The organism is Nostoc sp. DSM 114167, from assembly GCF_052692655.1.
This window is the reverse complement of record NZ_CP195116.1, coordinates 7,245,275-7,260,111: the sequence shown is the minus strand read 5'-3', so window position 1 is coordinate 7,260,111 and position 14,837 is coordinate 7,245,275. Positions and strand designations below refer to the sequence as shown.

Below are 14,837 nucleotides of genomic sequence, written 5' to 3'. Positions count from 1 at the left end.
ATTTGGGGTTAATTGTTCTACCGTCATTTTCTGCGATTCATTTGAGCCAGCACTCATCATTGACAGTCCTTGCGTGACATACGGGAACGATGAAGAATAACGTCAATTGCAAAGGCGTAGCATTTCAATTTACGTCGCTCTTTAATAAGTTATGGTAATATAAAAGGTCTTGGGCGATTAGCACAGTGGTAGCGCACATCCTTCACACGGATGGGGTCACTGGTTCAAATCCAGTATCGCCCACTTAATACTGTAGAACGACAAATTATTTGTCAAATGTACATTCGCAAATTAGTGTCGCCCGAAAGCAGAATTATCTTTACACCCCAGAGTCGCAACGAGAGTTTACCAAATTAGGATTTTGTCCTATTGACTTGACTGTTACAAAAGAAATGGAAGGCAAATTTCCTAAAATTCAAAGGATCTTCAAAGCTCAAAATTTAGGAGGATGGGACGAAATTCAAAAAAAAATCTTTGATGAAAGTGCAATCTTGGACAAAATTCGAGCGAAACAATCTGAGAATTTCTATTATTTAATCATCTTTTCTAAAGCGATTTGCAAATCTTTTGTCAAATCGCTCACAGCTTGTTTAGACGCTTGGCGATCGCCTTGACAATTTTTGAAGCGTTCTGTAACTGAAATTGGCTCCCCCACAGTGATTTGTGTCTGTCGCAAACCTAACCGAGGTCGCCCCGGAAGTGTTGTATCCTGAATTCGAGAAAGCATATCGAATACAAGCAAAGCTGTTTCTGCAAACCGATCCGCTGTAGGTTGTTCCTGAATATAAGTAGCTGTGACTGCAACAAAACTTTCCACTATCCGCATGTGTCGCATTCGCAAGTCGGCTTCTTCTGCAATCCAGTCTGCCAAACCGCGTTTGAAAGGTGCTAAAGCATTAATATCTGGCAAATCGTCTCGGTAAATGTAACTCCAGCCAGCTTCTTCCAAGCGGCGACAACGGTCAATAAAATTACCCTGCGCTTGAACTCCAAAATATTGCTCGGCAACTTGTAATGCCTTATCTAGTAGGCGATGGAGTCGGGCAATTAATACCTGATTAACACTCTTCAATTCATCAGTTGAAATGGTTTTGGGGATATCTTGATGATAGAAGCGACGATAAAACTCTTCCATCTCGGTAATCAGATATTCAGCCAACCGACAGAGGCGTTGATAATAAATCTCTTCGCTATTACCCGAATCAATTTCCAAAACTTTCAAGCCACTATCAGCTTCCAACTTACTCAACAACCAATCGAGTTTAGACCAAGGTGGCTCAACGTAACTATACTGGATGGCGATCGGTACAACGATCGCAGTCTCAGAACGGTTAGCTTTTTCTAAGTCTTCTACACACCAGAACGCCATTTGAGCAACACCAGGTTCTAAGGGGCTAACAATGCCACTATGACCATTAGTACCGCCTTCCGGTGCCACTGCGATCGGTAGCGCGCCATTAGCAAACAACTCCCGTGCATTTTGGATAGCTTGCCGATCTAGTCGCCTACCACGCCGAACCGGTACACCCCCCAGCAGAGAGAACAGCCAACCTAGCCACTTTCCAGCCCAAACTGTCATACCTCGATCATAAAGAAAATAGCTGTGAACCAGGGATTTTAATGTAATACCTTTTTGACGAGCAACTTGTGGCACAATCCGAGAAAGCAAATACAGCATACAGAGCGGATCTTCCACCTCTGGATGGCGAAATGCCAACAAAAAGCGAATTTTTCCAGCCTGAAATTGTTGATAGAGTTCAGCTAATACTTCAACATTTGTGGCTTCAATTTTGACAATCCCAGCTGGTAGCCAAGGACGAGTGCGAAATCGTAGTGCGATCGGCAGTAACCACCGAAAAATATGAAGTACCAGCGGATTCAGCCGTTGGGGAATAAATTTCAGTGGTGGTTGAGTAGACTGAATCGATCTAGGCAAGTCGCTCTCCAGATTATATTTCTAGCGATTGTACAACGTGGGGGTCTTGGTTTTGCGTAAACCTTGAGCTTTTGACGGTCAAGCTTTTTAATCACTACCTTTGGCTCTTTTGGTTACTCAGCACTCCTAAACTTTTCAACCATAGACCCTAAGTATCGAATCAAAAATTAGTTTGGATGTTTAGGAAAGTTTCGGAGTAAATAGCCAAACACAGCTAAATTTAACACAAAAACTAATGTTTTAATCGGAGATATTCCTCGAATCAATTCATAAATCTCTGGTGGAATACTGATACCGACAAGTCCCAATACTAAGACATGTGCCCAACGCTTTTCGTACCATAAACCAACGGCTTCAATAGTGGTAACAATAGCATATATTCCGGTTCCGATGCCGCTAAATGCTAGAGTTCTAGGATTTAAGTTAATAACTTTCTTTAAAAGCCAATCAATAACGATCGACTTACCTTCTAAAACATAATTTTCTGAAAGCGCCTCTAGAGTTTGATAATTTTTTAATGTCAATAATAAAGCGATCGAAGTAACCATAAGCAGCAAGGCGGTAAATGTTTTGTAGAGAACAATTGCCACTAACCCCAATGGACGCTTTTCCAAAGAACCCCCTAAGTATAGATAAGTCAACTTTTGATCGTCAAAATTACCTGAGTGCTGTCAAGTTAGAGTTCACCTCCCGATCCAGAGATTCTTCTAACTAAGTCCGGCTTTGAATCGGTGCAATGAATGCAATACTATAATTTCCTCTCCCCGTACCCCCTGCCTAACAAGGAAAAATAATCCCATTTTTTGAAAATGAATGGGGTTTTAATTGATTTGAATGTGCGTAGACTAGCAAAAACAGCAGGCATCACGCATTTCAATCAAAAATTTTCAATGGAGGTTAGCGGACTCGAACCGCTGACATCCTGCTTGCAAAGCAGGCGCTCTACCAACTGAGCTAAACCCCCATACTAAAATAGTAGATAACTTTGATTACCGTTGTTATTGTAACTTATATCGTTCTATTACCAAAGGGATGAAGCCAGAAAATATCCAAGTTGTCGCAACATTGTATAAATTTGTTAAGCTGCCAGATTTTGCCGAGAAACGAGATCCTCTGCTGTCTTACTGCCAAACGCAAGGTGTCAAGGGGACTATTTTGCTGGCACTTGAAGGGATTAACGGTACAATTGCTGGTTCGCGTCAGGCGATTGACTCAGTTCTCTGGTTTCTGCGTTCTGACCCCCGTCTAGCAGACTTAGAATCCAAAGAGTCCTATACCGAAACCCCACCTTTTGAGCGGATGAAGGTGCGGTTAAAGCAAGAAATTGTCACTTTGGGGTTGCCAGAAATTGACCCAAACGAACAAGTTGGTATCTATGTCAATCCTGAAGAATGGAATGATTTAATTTCCAATCCAGAAGTAACCGTGATTGACACCCGCAATGATTATGAGGTGAGTATCGGTACTTTCCAAGGGGCAGAAAATCCCCAAACTGAATCATTCCGCGAATTTCCCGATTATGTGCGCCACCATCTTGACCCAATTAAACACAAAAAGGTTGCTCTTTTTTGTACAGGCGGCATTCGCTGTGAAAAAGCTTCATCCTTCATGCTTGCACAAGGCTTTGCAGAAGTCTATCATCTCAAAGGCGGCATTCTTAAGTATTTGCAAGAAGTTCCAGCACAAGAAAGTTTATGGGAAGGAGAATGTTTTGTTTTTGATGAGCGGGTAGCCGTTAGTCATAAATTGGAGAAAGGAAGTTATGAGTTGTGCCTCTGTTGTGGGCGCCCGATTTCAGAAGAAGATAAACTGTCTCCCAAATATGAGCAAGGTATCTCTTGTCCCTATTGTTTTGATAGCCTCACGGAGCAGAAAAGAGCGCGTCAGCAAGAAAAATGGCGCCACTACCGAACCCAAGTTGGCAACAAAAATCAGGATGTGAGTTGAAGAATAATTTATAACTCATGATTCAGAATTTAATGGCAAAATTACTGTAAATTTAGTACCAATTCCAACTTCACTTGTGACACTGATTTGACCCTGATGAGCATCAACGCATCTTTTAACAATTACTAACCCCAATCCAGTACCCTGAATTGATTTAACATTTGAGGCTCGGTAGAATGATTCAAACAGTCGAGCCTGGTCTGGTTCGGGAATACCCATACCTCGATCTTGAATGTAAAAAGTTGCTACTTTCTCAACTGGGTCGCATATTAAATCAAACTTAATCTTGCCACCTTGGGGAGAATATTTAACCGCATTTGAGAGAAGATTTGCAAATAGGTAATGTAAGAGTCCTTCATCCATGACAGCGGACGTATTCTCACTATGACACGTAAAAACAATTTCACAAGCGCTGCTTTTAACAATCAAAAAATCTTCGATTAACTCTTGACAAAATTGCTCTAGGTTAAGGGGAGCAGGGTTGAATATGAGTTTTTCTGCTTCTGCTCGACCCATAAACAACACTTCTTCCATGAGTTTTTCCATAGATTGGACAGCACCTTGAATTCGCTTTAAATAGATGCCTCTTTTTGTATCTGTCAAATTTGCTCCTTGCATTTCCATGAGTTCTACTGCGGTTTGAACAACAGTTAGGGGATTACGGAACTCATGAGATACAGTAGAGATAAATAGGGATTTGAGACGGTTAAGTTCTTGCTCCTTCTCTAATGCTTGCTCTAGCAATTTTGTTTGATGTCGTTCGCTAAGATCCCAAAAAACAACTACTACACCATTTATCTGGCCAGTTCCTCGCTTCAGTGGAGAAGCACTATCGCCAATGGGAACTCTTTTGCCATTTTTTGTAATCAGAGATGTGAATTCCCCTAAATAAACAGCCTGTTGCTCGCGCAGCACTTTTGTCACAGGGTTTTCTAATGTTGTTTCTGTCACTTCATCGACAATATGAAAAATTTTTGCTGCTTCATTTCCTAAAGCATCTTTTTGCTGCCACCCGGTCAGTGCTTCAGCTGCGGGATTCATGAATGTCATCTTTCCCTGTTCATTAGTAGCGATTACAGCATCACTCATTGAGTTTAAAAGGGTTGCTAACTGATCTCGATTCTCCCGCAGTTCGCGTTCTAACCGATGTTTTAACAAACCAATCTCGATCGCGATTTTTAAATCTTTTGTAGTAAATGGTTTAACGATGTATCCGAAAGGTTGGGTAATTTTGGCTCTTTCTAAAGTATGATCGTCCCCATAAGCGGTTAAATAAATTACAGGTACATCTAACTGTTCGCGAATCTGAATAGCGGTAGCAATACCGTCCATCTCACCTTTAAGAATAATATCCATTAATACTAGTTCTGGTTGAGTTTCCGATGCCTTGGCAATGGCAACTTTTCCAGATGAAGCTGTACCCGTAACAATGTATCCTAGTTGACTGAGTTGACTAGCAATAGTTCTAGCCACAATCACTTCATCTTCAACGACTAAAATCTTAGCTTGACCCATTTGATATTTACTGATGCAAAGTTAACTGCGTAAATTTTATTTTGAATACTGTTCCACGATCGCTCTCTAGAGTAATATCGCCTTCTAGTTGTTCTGTAACCAAGTCATGTACTAACGATAGACCCAAAGAATCAGTATTTCTCCAATCTAAATTATCTGGTAAACCAATCCCATTATCTCGGATAATCATCTCGATACTGTTGTCAATATTGTGTAAAGCAATACTGATTGTGCCTACTTGTTGATTGGGAAAAGCGTGTTTGAGGGCATTGGAGATTAATTCGTTAATCACCAATCCACAGGCAATAGCTTGATCGACATTCAAGCTTACTGAATCTATATCAGTTTCTAGAGAAATTTTACCAGGGGATATTTGATAGGAAATTAGTAAGCTAGCTGCTAAATTATTGATATAGTCAGCAACATCAATTTGTCCGATATTAGCGGAAGTATATAAATTTTTGTGAATTAGAGATATTGACTCAATTCGATTTTGACTTTCTCGAAGAACTTTGATTATTTCTGGATCTTTGAGTGTTTGAGACTGAAGTTGTAATAAACTGGAGACAATTTGCAAATTGTTTTTAACGCGATGATGAACTTCTTTTAAAAGAACTTCTTTTTCAGCTAAGGCTGTTTTTAACTTTATTTGCGCTTTTTGTCTTTGAACAAGTTCCGTTTGAGCTTGCGCTAAGATGCTGGATTGTTGAATTGCGATCGCTAATTGGACTGTCACTTGATCGAGCAAATCTAATTGATTTTCTTCCCACTCTCGAAAACTAGAGCATTGGTGAGCAATCAGTAAACCCCAAATGTGAGAGCCAGGGTTTTGAGAGCTTACTTCTAGTAAAATCGGCACAACTAAATTTGCCTTCACCTCAAACTGTTCTAACAGGCGAATATGGCAATCAGTTAGTCCCGCTTCGTAAATATTAGCGATCGCTCGTTTGCGTCCCTGATAATATTCTACTCCTGAGCCTGTTTGAAAACACGTATCATGAATTTCTACACCCAAAGAAACCGTCCATCCAGGTTCCACTGATTCTGCCATAATTGTGCCGATCATTTCTGAGTCAAACTGATAGACTATTACTCGATCGACCCCAAGTAAATCTCGCACTTCTTGAACTGTTGCATTTAGAATATCTTGAAGATTTAAAGATTGACGAATCCGTTGAGCAACAGTTCGCATCAATTGCTCCCGCTCGGCTTGAGCTTTTAGAGCTAGTTCAGTTTGCTTACGTTCTGTGATATCTTGCCCAATACCAATAATTTGACCATTTGAAAGATAAACATTAGTCCAAGAGGTATCCAGTAAACGACCATCGCGCACCTGAGTTTTAAAGTCACCCCAAATGCGTTGTGCAGACTGAATAAAATTAATTACATCCTGTCGATATTCAGGATTAGGAAATAGCACTTCCAAGACATCACGAGTTTGGAAATCTTGAAATTTCCAACCGAGAATATTTTCCCATTCTTGGTTCACCCACTGGAGTTCACCATTGGTATCGATCAGGGCAATCATTAATGGTATGCTTTCAAAAATTATCCGCAAAAACTCATTTTGTTCTTGAAGTTTTGTTTCGGCATTTTTGCGGTCATTAATATCATTAAATACTGTTAAAATGGCTGATTCATTATTAAAAACTAAATATTGTAAAGAAGCGATCGCCCAAAAACGAGTTCCATCTGCTTTTTTTAATTGCAGTTCATAATTATGAATAAACCCTTGTTGATTAAGATTTGCTAACAACTCTTCTAAATCTGTCAAATTCTGATATAAATCTACAATTGTTTTGCGATTAACTAAATACTCTGGAGAAAACTGAAATGTTTGAAGCAATTCTGTATTAGCGTATAAAACCAACCCATCAGACACACGCGAAATAATGAATGGAACAGGAATAGCTTCAGAAATAACTCGAAATCTAGCTTCACTTTGTTGAAGAGTTTTTTCTATTTGTTTGTGTTCTGTGATGTCTCGTATATGAACTAAGCGAGCCTTATAATTGCCATAGTCTATTGTCTGTGTGAAAATTTCAACATCAATAATCTGTCCGTCTTTTAGCTGATGTCGCCATCGTCCAGTAAAGTCCAAGCTCGAATGCTTTTGTCGTAAATATTCAAGTAAGAGAGGCACATCTTCTGAAGGGCGAACGTCAGTTATTCGCATTCGCAAGAACTCTTCTCGTGAGTAGCCGTAGTGAACAACAGCAGCTTCATTTACATCTAAGAATTGCAGATTATTCTGGTTATATACCCACATAGGATTGGGATTTTTAGAGAAAAGGAAATTAAAACTCCTTTGGCTTTCATTTTCAGAAAATAGCATTAGTGGTTTTGTGATAAAAGTTTTTATTATGTACTAAAATTTAATTATTTGTTTTTAATCTAAAATGATTATTAATTTTTTTTGCAAAATTTGTTTTTTTACGATCCAATCTTTTACTGATTCAGAATTTGATGTATAAGCTCTTTAATATTTAGGGATAAAAAATTGGTCTGTACTCAAAAAGACTTCCTACAGAAGTATATGTCGGTTCAATATTTATGCAAATCTTGCAGTGTGAAATATGTCTGATAGTTTACACTAAGAAAATATCACTTGCACATAAGAAAATATCACTTGCCCAGCTAGGAGGAAGATAAAATAGCCTGAAATGCCTACATACTAAAGAATGTGGCAATTTATGATAAAACAACAAATAGCATTTATTCTCAATAAGCATGATTTAATGATAAAGTTGCCTGAATTCTACGAAAAACACCTGAAACAGGAACTTGGACTTGCGGAATATTTAATACTAAAAATCCTGAGTAATTTATTACAATCTATAAAAGAACTAATTAAGGATGCGTCAATTTATTATTGATAAGTGATGTCTATTCCCATATATTTATAAATTGTTAGGAAAAGTGGGTTAAAGCAATTTGTAATTCATATACATTAAAACAAAAAGCGCCCTCCGTAAAAGGAGAGCGCTTTTTGATTTAGCTAAACTTCAGAATTAACCGTTGATCGCAGGAGCAGTCAGAGCAACAGGAGCGGAATCACCAGCAGCCAAATCCAGAGGGAAGTTGTGAGCGTTACGCTCGTGCATTACTTCCATACCCAGGTTAGCGCGGTTGATTACATCCGCCCAAGTTGAAATCACACGACCTTCAGAATCAATTACTGATTGGTTGAAGTTGAAACCGTTCAAGTTGAACGCCATTGTGCTTACACCCAAGGCGGTGAACCAGATTCCGATTACAGGCCATGCTGCGAGGAAGAAGTGCAGCGAACGGCTGTTGTTGAAGGAAGCGTATTGGAAGATTAACCGACCGAAGTAGCCGTGGGCTGCAACGATGTTGTAGGTTTCTTCTTCTTGACCGAATTTGTAACCGTAGTTTTGAGATTCGGTTTCGGTGGTTTCACGAACCAAGGAAGAAGTTACAAGAGAACCGTGCATCGCAGAGAACAAGCTGCCGCCGAATACACCTGCTACACCTAACTGGTGGAAGGGGTGCATCAAGATGTTGTGTTCTGCTTGGAAGACGATCATGAAGTTGAAGGTTCCACTTATACCCAAGGGCATACCATCAGAGAAAGAACCTTGTCCGATCGGGTATACCAAGAATACTGCACTTGCTGCTGCAACAGGTGCTGAGTAGGCAATAGCAATCCAAGGACGCATTCCTAAGCGGTAGGATAGTTCCCATTCACGACCCATGTAGCAGAATACGCCAATCAAAAAGTGGAATATTACTAGTTGGTAGGGACCGCCGTTGTACAACCACTCATCAAGGGATGCTGCTTCCCAAATTGGGTAGAAGTGCAAACCGATGGCGTTGGAGGAAGGTACTACTGCACCAGAGATGATGTTGTTTCCGTAAATCAAGGAACCTGCTACTGGTTCGCGGATTCCATCGATGTCTACTGGAGGTGCGGCGATGAAGGCGATGATGAAGCACGCGGTGGCGGCTAGCAAGGTGGGGATCATGACTACGCCGAACCAACCGATGTAGATCCGGTTATTGGTGCTGGTGATCCATTCGCAGAATCGATCCCATACATTGGCGCTTGAGCGCTGTTGTAAGGTTGTTGTCATGGTTTTATGATTGCGGTTATTTATGAATCAGGCAACTTTGTCTTTGCCTGTGAAACTACTTTACACTGCTTTACAAAATTTAATCAAGTTTTATTACTTCAGGAAACCTGATATGAGTTATCAGGTTTGCTTATTTAAAACCAAACAACGAGGCAAGAATACGCCAAAGTCATCTTTATATATAGTGGTGCGCAGTTGAGTGAGATACAAAAACTTTGCTGAAATGATTTGACAGCAAGAACTTTGGTGTTCTCATTCAATCAATAACCGCTATATGACATTACATATCTGGTTATATGGCTCTATGTTTACGATTGCTCAACGGAAGTAACCCTCTGTTCGCATAGCCTTTCGTAGAAAAGGGAACAAAAAATTCTGATGGTCAGAAGCACTTTGATTTGTAAAGACTGGCTCCTCTATTACACTAAGAGACTTCTAACAAATAAATTATCCAATCTTGTAGGGTGGACATCTTGTCCGCCCAAGGCTTAGAGCGCTCGTGTCGCCATTGGTGTCAACTTAACGTGAGAGCCAGCCTAGAGCAAGCTTTGAGATATTGTCTCGTTTTTCTGCTCCGACTGGGAGTGCTGTCAAGGAGGCTTTGCCTCTCTTGCTGGCGGCAGCAGCCCAATTGAAGTGCATTTCCAGCCAGAGGCTGGAAACGAGGTTCTAAAGAAGTTTCAGCTTAAGTTGACACCAATGGCGAGACGCTCACCCCACAAAAAGTAGTTGAGTATTTTTTTATTTGGAGTTTCCCAATGAAAAATGACTACAAGTATTATTTGCTTACTTCTTTGGGAATAATAAGTTTGTATATTACCGCTATTCTAAAAAATTAACCCTCAGCTTACCACTGAGGGCTTTTTTTGTTTGGCAAAATGGCATATCTGTAAAATAGAAGGTTGCTATGGTATTTGAGTAGGATACATTCCATGCGAAAAGTACTGACTTGCATTACCCCTGGTTAATTAGCCAGGGGTTTTTATTTCTATTTAAAATGAGAGCGATTGCTCTTAGATATTCTGCTGAAAAATTTATTTTTAACGATTTTGAGTAAATAATTTTAGCATTCCCTGGCTTTTGGGAATTAATTAGCGATCGCGATTTTTCTTGAACCAGGAAATTGACAATAAATATAAGCTTATATTAAGTGGAAAAATCAAGTACAACGAATTAACGATGACAGACGCTAAAAATGTAATCGATGGAAACCTAGAGGTTTGCTGTACTTCTCCCGTGACTGGGTTTTACCGCGACGGCTTTTGTCGTACAGGTGGTCAAGATTTCGGATCGCACGTTGTATGTGCCCAAGTGACATCAGAATTCCTAGAGTTTACCAAATCACAAGGGAACGATCTCAGCACACCTGTTCCTGACTTTAATTTTCCTGGATTGAAACCTGGCGATCGCTGGTGTTTGTGTGCTTCTCGCTGGCAAGAAGCTCTAGAAGCTGGCGTTGCTCCACCCGTAATACTTTCAGCAACCCATGCTAGAGCTTTAGAAGTGGTTTCTCTAGACGAACTGAAAAAACATGCTCTAAGTTCGTCTTGATTGGGCATTGGGCAGAGGGGCAGAGGGGCAGAGGGGAAAGACTTACTGCAACTTCTTTGTTGCTCCCCTGCTCCCCTGCTCCCCTGCTCCCCTGCTCCCCTGCTCCCCTGCTCCCCTCTTCCCAATTCCAAATCAACTCACTCGAACTTCAATAGGCAGTTCTAAGATATTGGCAACCGCAGAAATCAACTTATTGGGGTCAATTGGCTTAGATAAATGCTGCTGAAACCCAGCTTTTAGGGCTTTTAAGCGGTCTTCCTCTCGCGTGTATGCTGTTAAAGCGATCGCGGGGATGCGTCCACCTTTTTCTGGTTCTAAAGAGCGCAGTTTCCTAATCAGTGTATAACCATCTTGCTCTGACATACCGATGTCGCTAATCAAGATATCTGGTTTTGCTTGTTCAACTACTACTAGCGCTTCATCAACTGATGCTACCGCACTGGCAAAAGCCCCATACTCCTCAAACATAAAACTGAGAAAGTTACGGGTATCTGCTTCATCATCTACAACTAAAACTCTTAATCCAGCAAGGGGTGTCGATGCCACAGGGGAAGAAATTTCTCCTGTAGCTTCTCTACTCACCCTACTACCCTTATTGTCTTGTAGAAGTGGTAGTCTTACTGTAAAGGTTGCTCCTTGTCCAGTACCTAAACTTTCGGCAAAGATTGCACCTTTGTGCAGTTCCACTAGATGACGGACGATCGCTAATCCTAGTCCTAATCCATTGTGCGATCGCGTTGTGGTACTGTCTGCTTGGCGAAAACGCTCAAATACTTTGGGTAAAAACTCGGAACTGATACCAACGCCTGTATCGATAACTTCAATTTGGGCGTACTGAGATTCTAAATTTTGAATTTTGGATTGTATATTACTGCTTTCATCAGTGTTTGAAGAGGCTAAATTCCCATCAGATCCCAATCCAAAATCCTTCGACTGAGCGCTCACGCTGAAGTCTGAAATCGAAAATCCAAAATGCTTTGATAGCCTAACCTCTACCCTGCCACCTTTAGGGGTAAATTTTATTGCATTAGTTAGTAGGTTCCAGACAATTTGCTGTAAACGGGCTGGATCGCCATAGACCGATCCTATGGAAGTATCCAGCAGAGTATTTAATTGAATCTCTTTTGGCTCTGCTAGAGGACGCACTGCCTCTAAAGCTGCCTCCATCACCGAGATTAGATTGACTGCCGATACGTTTAACCGCAACTGACCGCGGATAATCCGGGATACATCCAAAATATCCTCAATTAGTTGCATCTGAGATATGGCGTTGCGTTCGATCGCTTCCAAGGCGCGAGAAGTGGCTTTTTCGTCAAGTTTCTTGGTGCGGAGGATTTTTGACCAGCCTAGCATTGAGGTTAGAGGCGTGCGCAGTTCGTGGGAGAGAACTGCTAGAAACTCATCTTTCATCCGATTCGCAGCTTCTGCTTCGTGTCTTGCCGTTTGTTCGCGAATCACTTGAGCGCGGACTTCTTCTGCTTGCTTGCGTTCGGTAATGTCTTCAAGAGTGCCTACATAACCCAACAAGTCTCCTTGACTGGAAAGCATCGGTGATGAGCGGACTTGAACCCAACGAATATTACCGTGAGCAGCTTGAAAGCGAAATTCTTCTGAGTATTCCCGACCTTCACAAATGTAAGCAGACCAACTAGCGATCGCTCGTTCTCTATCTTCTGGATGAACAGATTCTAGCCATCTTTTCTCTAAACTCTCTGCGGCTTTCAGACCACAAATTATCTGATATCGGGGATTAGTATATTTACAGTTACCTTCAGTATCAGTTTCAAAAATCCCAACGGGTGAGCAGGTACTTAGCGATCGGAATCGTTCTTCACTTTGCCTGAGTTCGGTATTCACAGCTACCAGTTGCGCTGTTTGTTGCTTGATGGCTTCTGTTTTCTTAAACAGTTCTACGAATACTGTGACTTTGGAAGTCAAAATATTGGGGTCTAGTGGTTTAAGCAGATAATCAACAGCACCCAAGGCATAGCCTTTAAACAGCATTTGGTCGCTGGTGCTAAAGGCGGTAAGAAAGATAATTGGAGTGTGACGCGATCGCCCTCGATTGCGAATTAAGGTAGCAGTTTCAAAACCGTCCATCCCTGGCATTTGCACATCCAGCAAAATCACTGCAAAGTCTTGATGCAGCAGACACCTCAAAGCTTCTTCCCCGGAAGTAGCTCTCACGAGATTCTCCCCTAGTTTTTCTAGGATTGCTTCTAGTGCCAGCAAATTTTCTAGTTTATCATCTACTAGGAGGATGTTGACTTTGGATTCCATCTGCATCGGTTTATTTCGGTGATGATTGACAAAGCTTGACCATCTGGGAAGCAATGTTTGAGAGTGTCAAAATCCAGTCTACTTCAATAGCAGAAATTGCTGCCTCTGGCATAATGTCGCTTTCAGCTGTGGCAGGTTCTTGTACAATAGTAATTCCTCCCCGCGCTTTTATTTTCTTAAGACCTTGCATACCATCTTGGTTTGCTCCTGTCAATATTACACCAATAACTTCTTCTGTGTAGACATCAGCTGCCGACTCAAACAGCACATCAATAGATGGTCTTGCATAAGAAACAGGCTCATCAGTCGAAAGAGCAAAGTGACCTGGTTCAACCAGTAAATGATAATCTGCTGGGGCGATGTAGATATATCCCGGTAGTATTTCGTCCTTGTCTTCCACTTCGCGAATTTTCAACAAAGTGGATTCTTGTAATAAATTCTGGAGTGTGTTGCTAGATTCTTTATGACGGTGTTGTACGATCGCGATCGGTACAGGGAAGTCCGCTGGTAAATTACCCAAGACGATTTTCAGTGCTGATAATCCGCCTAAAGAAGTACCAATTACCACAATTTTAAACGACACTTATTTCGCCCTCACACCTACAGAATGCGAATTAGGTAAATAGCAAAGAGTATTTCATACTGAATCAGTCAGTGTTTTCTTGCTTCTTTGCTCTTCCCAGTAACCCATGCTTAGGTGCAAAAATCATTGCTACGATAAACAACAAGGTTTGCAACACAACTATGCAACCCCCCGTTGCACCATCGATATGATAGCTGATGTAAGTCCCCATGACACTAGAAAATACGCCCGATGCCATTGCAATTAGTATCATGTGGTCGAAACGGTCTGTTAATAAATAAGCTGTTGCTCCCGGAGTAACCAACATCGCTACAACCAGAATAATTCCCACTGTCTGGAGTCCGGCGACAGCAGTTAGCGAGAGTAATGATAGTAAAATATAGTGTAGCGTTGCTGTATTTAAACCGATAGAACGTGCATGAGTGGGGTCAAAACAAAATAATAGTAAGTCTTTGCGTAAAACAGCTATTGTTACTAAAGTAATTACGCTAATAATCACCGTTTGGATAATATCTTCATTAGAAATACCCAAGACATTTCCAAACAAGATGTGCGTCAAGTCTACGCTGCTGGGAGTTTTGGAAACTAGTACCAAACCCAGAGCAAAAAATCCTGTAAATACAAGTCCAATGACAGTATCTTCTTTAATTCTCGTCTTCGCTTTGATATAACCGATCGCAATAACTGAACCCACTCCAAAGACAAAAGCGCCTACAGCAAAAGGAATATTTAAAACATAAGCAATTACTACCCCAGGCATTACCGCATGGGAAACAGCATCTCCCATTAATGCCCAACCTTTTAGGGTCATAAAACAAGATAAAACAGAACAAACCACCCCAACTAAGGCACTTACACAAATTGCCTTCACCATGAATTCATGCTGTAGGGGTGTAGTGAACCAGTCTAAGAATGCAAGAGTATTCATATT

10 protein-coding genes and 2 tRNA genes are annotated in these 14,837 nt (G+C 41.0%); 3 read left to right on the top strand and 9 right to left on the bottom strand.

Annotation, left to right across the window (positions count from 1 at the left end):
• Nucleotides 1-171: 171 nt before the first annotated feature.
• A tRNA-Val gene (locus tag NSTC731_RS30465) sits at nt 172-243 on the top strand.
• 286 nt (nt 244-529) lie between these two features.
• On the opposite strand, the gene NSTC731_RS30460 is transcribed toward NSTC731_RS30465, so the two are convergent.
• The 3 genes from NSTC731_RS30460 to NSTC731_RS30450 all read right to left on the bottom strand — a co-directional run bounded on the left by NSTC731_RS30460 (nt 530) and on the right by NSTC731_RS30450 (nt 2,900).
• Nucleotides 530-1,936: a lysophospholipid acyltransferase family protein gene (locus tag NSTC731_RS30460; RefSeq protein WP_445628207.1), complete on the bottom strand. Its 1,407-nt coding sequence runs from the start codon at nt 1,934-1,936 to the stop codon at nt 530-532.
• A 167-nt stretch (nt 1,937-2,103) separates the two neighbouring features.
• Nucleotides 2,104-2,550 carry a DUF2127 domain-containing protein gene (locus NSTC731_RS30455; protein ID WP_445628206.1) on the bottom strand — a complete coding sequence of 149 codons (447 nt, stop codon included), beginning with the start codon at nt 2,548-2,550 and terminating at the stop codon, nt 2,104-2,106.
• Nucleotides 2,551-2,827: 277 nt separating this feature from the next.
• A tRNA-Ala gene (locus tag NSTC731_RS30450) sits at nt 2,828-2,900 on the bottom strand.
• 68 nt (nt 2,901-2,968) lie between these two features.
• Between NSTC731_RS30450 and trhO the strand changes: the two genes are divergently transcribed.
• Nucleotides 2,969-3,883, top strand: a complete 915-nt coding sequence (gene trhO / locus NSTC731_RS30445; protein WP_445628205.1) for an oxygen-dependent tRNA uridine(34) hydroxylase TrhO — start codon at nt 2,969-2,971, stop codon at nt 3,881-3,883.
• A gap of 15 nt (nt 3,884-3,898) precedes the next feature.
• Here the strand turns inward: trhO and NSTC731_RS30440 are convergent, their stop codons facing one another.
• The 3 genes from NSTC731_RS30440 to psbA form a co-directional block, all read right to left on the bottom strand.
• The gene (locus NSTC731_RS30440; protein WP_445628204.1) at nt 3,899-5,398 is read right to left on the bottom strand and encodes an ATP-binding protein; all 1,500 of its coding nucleotides are present in this window, start codon (nt 5,396-5,398) and stop codon (nt 3,899-3,901) included.
• 7 nt (nt 5,399-5,405) lie between these two features.
• On the bottom strand, nt 5,406-7,733 hold the full coding sequence (locus NSTC731_RS30435; RefSeq protein WP_445628203.1) for a PAS domain S-box protein: 2,328 nt from the start codon (nt 7,731-7,733) through the stop codon (nt 5,406-5,408).
• A gap of 676 nt (nt 7,734-8,409) precedes the next feature.
• Entirely contained in the window at nt 8,410-9,492 is a 1,083-nt protein-coding gene (psbA, locus tag NSTC731_RS30430; RefSeq protein ID WP_445628202.1) for a photosystem II q(b) protein, read from the bottom strand.
• A 1,179-nt stretch (nt 9,493-10,671) separates the two neighbouring features.
• Here psbA and NSTC731_RS30425 point away from each other — a divergent pair.
• Complete coding sequence (locus NSTC731_RS30425; protein WP_322666773.1) at nt 10,672-11,043, top strand: DUF2237 family protein; 372 nt, start codon at nt 10,672-10,674, stop codon at nt 11,041-11,043.
• A 132-nt stretch (nt 11,044-11,175) separates the two neighbouring features.
• Here NSTC731_RS30425 and NSTC731_RS30420 read toward each other — a convergent pair whose 3' ends face one another.
• From NSTC731_RS30420 to NSTC731_RS30410, 3 genes are all read right to left on the bottom strand, one after another.
• A complete protein-coding gene (locus tag NSTC731_RS30420) occupies nt 11,176-13,329 on the bottom strand; it encodes a hybrid sensor histidine kinase/response regulator (protein ID WP_445628201.1) in 2,154 nt (717 codons plus the stop codon).
• Nucleotides 13,330-13,333: 4 nt separating this feature from the next.
• On the bottom strand, nt 13,334-13,906 hold the full coding sequence (locus tag NSTC731_RS30415; protein WP_445628200.1) for a chemotaxis protein CheB: 573 nt from the start codon (nt 13,904-13,906) through the stop codon (nt 13,334-13,336).
• Between the two features lie 64 nt (nt 13,907-13,970).
• The gene (locus NSTC731_RS30410; RefSeq protein ID WP_445628199.1) at nt 13,971-14,834 is read right to left on the bottom strand and encodes a metal ABC transporter permease; all 864 of its coding nucleotides are present in this window, start codon (nt 14,832-14,834) and stop codon (nt 13,971-13,973) included.
• Nucleotides 14,835-14,837 lie beyond the last annotated feature (3 nt).

Bases quoted from the DNA above. Each gene is read 5' to 3' on its own strand.
- NSTC731_RS30420 (WP_445628201.1), bottom strand. From the start codon at position 13,329: ATGCAGATGGAATCCAAAGTCAACATCCTCCTAGTAGATGATAAACTA.
- trhO (WP_445628205.1), top strand. From the start codon at position 2,969: ATGAAGCCAGAAAATATCCAAGTTGTCGCAACATTGTATAAATTTGTT.
- NSTC731_RS30410 (WP_445628199.1), bottom strand. From the start codon at position 14,834: ATGAATACTCTTGCATTCTTAGACTGGTTCACTACACCCCTACAGCAT.
- NSTC731_RS30435 (WP_445628203.1), bottom strand. From the start codon at position 7,733: ATGCTATTTTCTGAAAATGAAAGCCAAAGGAGTTTTAATTTCCTTTTC.
- NSTC731_RS30425 (WP_322666773.1), top strand. From the start codon at position 10,672: ATGACAGACGCTAAAAATGTAATCGATGGAAACCTAGAGGTTTGCTGT.
- NSTC731_RS30440 (WP_445628204.1), bottom strand. From the start codon at position 5,398: ATGGGTCAAGCTAAGATTTTAGTCGTTGAAGATGAAGTGATTGTGGCT.
- psbA (WP_445628202.1), bottom strand. From the start codon at position 9,492: ATGACAACAACCTTACAACAGCGCTCAAGCGCCAATGTATGGGATCGA.